The sequence below is a fragment of the Kutzneria sp. 744 genome (assembly GCF_000568255.1).
Lineage (GTDB): Bacteria > Actinomycetota > Actinomycetes > Mycobacteriales > Pseudonocardiaceae > Kutzneria.
In genome coordinates, this window is sequence record NZ_KK037166.1 from 3,194,206 (window position 1) to 3,197,804 (window position 3,599).

A 3,599-nucleotide genomic window follows, 5' to 3' on the forward strand; every position below is an offset into this window, starting at 1 on the left:
GGCGCCGGTTACGGCGGCTTCTTCTGGCGCCTGCCGCCGACTGTCGATCCCGTGCTCGCGGCCGGCCCGCTGCGGGCCGAGCGCGAGATCAACGGATCGGCGTGGCCCGAACTCAGTGTCTCCGGCACGACCGAAGGCGGTCGGTATGCGCTGACCTTCAGCGGCCTGGCTCGCGACGACCGCTGGTTCGTTCGGATGGCCGAGTATCCGGCCGTCGGCGTCGCCTTCGCCTTCGACCGGCCGCTGGTCATCCCGTCCATGGGCACGATCGGGCGGACCTACTCCGTCCTGGTCAACGACGACTGACACGATCGGCACCGAGCGCTCGCAAGTGGACGGTCGAGGGTGGTTCCCTTGCGGCACAGGGAACCATCCACGCCGGTCTCAGCTGGAGCCGCGGGGCAGCACCTCGGGCAGGACGGTGTTCAAGGCCCGCCAGTCCGTGGACACGACGCTGGCGTGCGCCGCCGCCAGCTGCGCCACCCGGGCCTGCGCCTGGGCGACCGTCGGCGCGGTGTCGTCAATGGCGGGTGACACGCCCTGCGCGTCGGTCATCACGAGCAGATAGTGGTTGGTGTCGTACCAGGACGTGTCGACGCCGTTGACGTACGTGGACGCGTCGCCGTCGAAGACCACGAACCACGGCCGGATCGTGGTGTCCGAGTACCGGGTGCGCGGGTCGCCGGCGGTCGCGCCGAGCACGCTGGGGAAGATCTCGGCGCTGCCGATGTTCCCGGCCGCGGCGAGGTCCCTGAGGTGCTCCGCGTACTCGACGTCCGTCCACAGGTGGTCGAAGGGGTTCTTCTCCTCGAAGGTGCCGGGGATCGCCTCGACGATCACCTTGCCCGCCAACGAGTCCCGGCTCGGCCAGTGGCCCGCCTTCGCTGCGGTGTCCAGATCGGCGGAGCCGCCGAGCAGGTCGGCCGGCCGAAATACCGCGCTGCCCAGGTGGGTCTTGACGTAACCGTCGAGGTCGTCCGGCCCGAGGCCGATCGTGTTGTCGAAGCCGCTCTTCATCTCCAGCTTGACCATGACCGGTCCGTGGCCCGGATGCGCGGCCAGCCAGATCCGGATGTCGTCGAGGCAGCTGTCCAGGTTCTGGCTGCGGTTGCCGGTGTAGAGGTCGGACGCGGTGTTCGCCTGCACGCAGTTGTTGTCGCTGCCCAACGGGTTGCCGTGGCTGACGTCCCACTTGTGCGTGACCACGTTGACCCAGGTGTCGAGCTCGATCATCGTCGCGCCGGCGTCCAGGGCTTGCGCGAGATAGGTGTAGGCGGCCTTGTCGTAGGTGTTATGGATGCCGACGGTAGTGGCTTGCGCGAGTGACAGCGATCCGGAGTCCGCTGCGGCGGCCGGCAGGGCGGCGCTCACCATCACGGTCGCCGCCAGCAGACTCGTGCGATACGGGGGCATTTCGTCTCCTGACTGGGCCGGCCCGAACGGGCCGGTCGCGCAGGATCTTGCCGTGAGCCGATCACGACTCGGTGTCGTTGCGCCGAAGAATTCGTCGCTCGCGTTGGTGACCCGCAGGGTCGGGGCGAAGCTGGTGCCCCGCAAAGCGGTCAGCGAGTATGTGGAAGGTGAAAATCCGATCGGCACGCCATATGTTCCGCGCGATGCCGAGCAGGCTGGCCACCGAGTACTGCCGCCATGCGCCGAAGGCGTTCTCGTTCGCCCCGTCGGCCTGCGCCACCAGGACCCGCGGCGGCCCCTGACGGATCATCGCAACGTGATCGCGCCAGGTGAGATTGGACGCACGGAACCGGTTGATGTGGTCGAGCTCGATCCAGTGGCCCGCCGGCCCCCATTCCGTACGGCGGACCCCCGTCACCGTGTCGAACACCGTGCGGTCTCCATCAGCCGCCGGAATCTCGCGCTGCAACGCCCAGACCGCGTGGTAGTCGGGCAGCAGCAGCCTCGCGCAGTGCTCACCACCGGAGGGCTCCACCCCGGCCCGCCCGCCGAAATATGACCGTTGCTCGAACAGCGTGACACCCCCTCCGCCCCGGCTGAGAAACGTGGCTACGGCCAATCCCGCGATGCCACCTCCGGCGACGGCCACTCGTGGCCGCACCCGGGCATTGGTGGCGGAACGGATCTGCAGCACCGAGGAGTCCATGCGTGTGACGTCGCCGGCGACCGCTTCTCCGGTACTGCTCCTCGCGGGTGGAGTCGATTTCTGCGATCCGAAAGGAGGTAATGTCGCCGACGTGAAGGACGCCGAACTCATCGGAGTGCAGAAGACCCTCAGCCCTGTCCTCAGGGCGAAGGCACTGGACAACCGACTGCGGGACCCGATCCTCGGCGACAAGTATGCCGAGCAGGCAATGCGCCGGCTCGACCCCGAGTACGACACGCGTCCGTTCGGCGCCAGCCAGATGGGCCTCGTCGCCGTGGTACGCGCCAAGGCCCACGACGACTGGGCCCGCGGCTTCCTCGCCGATCACCCCGACGCGGTGGTGCTGCACCTGGGCTGCGGCCTTGACGCCCGGGTGCACCGGATCGACCCGCCCGCCACCGTCGACTGGTACGACCTGGACTACCCCGCCATCGTCGAACTGCGGCGACAGTTCCTGCCGGCACGAGAGCACTACACCCTGATCGGCGCCAGCGTCACCGATCCGACCTGGCTGGACCGCATCCCCCGCGACCGGCCGGTGCTGATGATCGCCGAAGGGCTGGTGCCCTACCTGACCGAGGCCGACGTCCGCCGGCTGCTGACCAGCGTCGTCGACTCCTTCCCCACCGGCCAGATACAGTTCGACACGGTGGCGGTGTGGGCCTGGCGCACCTCGAAATGGGACCCCACCCTGCGCAAATACAACACCCGGTTCCACTGCGGCTTCGACGATCCGGCCGCGCTGGCCGACTGGCATCCGCGCCTCGAATACGTCGACGAGGCGCCGATGAACGACTCACCGGTGCTGATGGCCAAGGCGCCCGCGAACATACGCCGCATGTACCGCCTGCTCAACCTGCTGCCCGGCATGAAACGGTCCACCCGCATCGTGCGGTTCCGGTTCTGATCAGTCCACCATGGACAGAGTCGGTGCACGTGCATCTGCCGGTTGCACCCACCGCTGTTCACGGACGTGGTCCGGACAGGTCAACCCCTGGACGTTGCGCGTTGACGGCCTATGCCTGGCACAATGTCAGGGCTGGGCGGCCTGTCGGCGAGCTTTCCTACTGCCGGGTCAAGCGGAACGCCCGTCCGGTGATGCATGACGGCTTGTGTCGGGCTCGTCACGATCCGTGCACACAGAGGGGCTGGTGACATGCCGGAACCAGAACTCAGCCTGCGGTCCGAGTTGATCGACCCGACCGACGTGTCCCTCAACGCCCTGCGCGCGTGCACGGAGCCGGCACTGCGCCGCTCGGTGGCCAACCTGCTCAGCGAAGCGGACGACCCGTGGATAGCCGCGCTGCGCCTGCAGAGCGCGTCCGGCGCGAGCAGCTGCTGAACCCGCCGGATGTGGGCCGGCTGACCATGCACGGCCTTTCCCACAAGGATCTCGACGCGCTGGCACGCGGGGGCGGCGGCCGGGAGGCGGTGCTCGCGCTGCGTTCGGCCAAGCGCAGCAAGGCGCTGGTCACATTGC

The 3,599-nt window shown here is 68.5% G+C and carries 5 protein-coding genes; 3 read left to right on the forward strand and 2 right to left on the reverse strand.

Annotated elements, in window-relative coordinates; genetic code table 11:
* Positions 1 to 306 (forward strand): DUF6807 family protein (locus tag KUTG_RS61225; RefSeq protein ID WP_198047160.1); only part of this gene is annotated, 306 nt, incomplete at its 5' end.
* 78 nt (positions 307 to 384) lie between these two features.
* Here the strand turns inward: KUTG_RS61225 and KUTG_RS14210 are convergent.
* Both KUTG_RS14210 and KUTG_RS14215 read right to left on the reverse strand, forming a co-directional pair.
* Positions 385 to 1,413, reverse strand: coding sequence for a phosphatidylinositol-specific phospholipase C domain-containing protein (locus KUTG_RS14210; RefSeq protein ID WP_043717280.1), 1,029 nt, complete (start codon positions 1,411 to 1,413; stop codon positions 385 to 387).
* A 61-nt stretch (positions 1,414 to 1,474) separates the two neighbouring features.
* A complete protein-coding gene (locus tag KUTG_RS14215) occupies positions 1,475 to 2,230 on the reverse strand; it encodes an NAD(P)-binding protein (protein ID WP_232240796.1) in 756 nt (251 codons plus the stop codon).
* Here KUTG_RS14215 and KUTG_RS14220 point away from each other — a divergent pair.
* Entirely contained in the window at positions 2,211 to 3,026 is an 816-nt protein-coding gene (locus tag KUTG_RS14220) for a class I SAM-dependent methyltransferase (protein ID WP_043717284.1), read from the forward strand. The genes KUTG_RS14215 and KUTG_RS14220 overlap by 20 nt on opposite strands.
* Positions 3,027 to 3,275: 249 nt before the next feature.
* Positions 3,276 to 3,461 (forward strand): hypothetical protein, encoded by a 186-nt coding sequence (locus KUTG_RS14225; RefSeq protein ID WP_043717285.1) that lies wholly within the window; start codon positions 3,276 to 3,278, stop codon positions 3,459 to 3,461.
* Positions 3,462 to 3,599: the final 138 nt, after the last annotated feature.

Excerpts from the sequence above, each read along its gene's own strand:
- KUTG_RS14210 (WP_043717280.1), bottom strand. The coding sequence starts at position 1,413 with ATGCCCCCGTATCGCACGAGTCTGCTGGCGGCGACCGTGATGGTGAGC.
- KUTG_RS14225 (WP_043717285.1), top strand. The coding sequence starts at position 3,276 with ATGCCGGAACCAGAACTCAGCCTGCGGTCCGAGTTGATCGACCCGACC.
- KUTG_RS14215 (WP_232240796.1), bottom strand. The coding sequence starts at position 2,230 with ATGAGTTCGGCGTCCTTCACGTCGGCGACATTACCTCCTTTCGGATCG.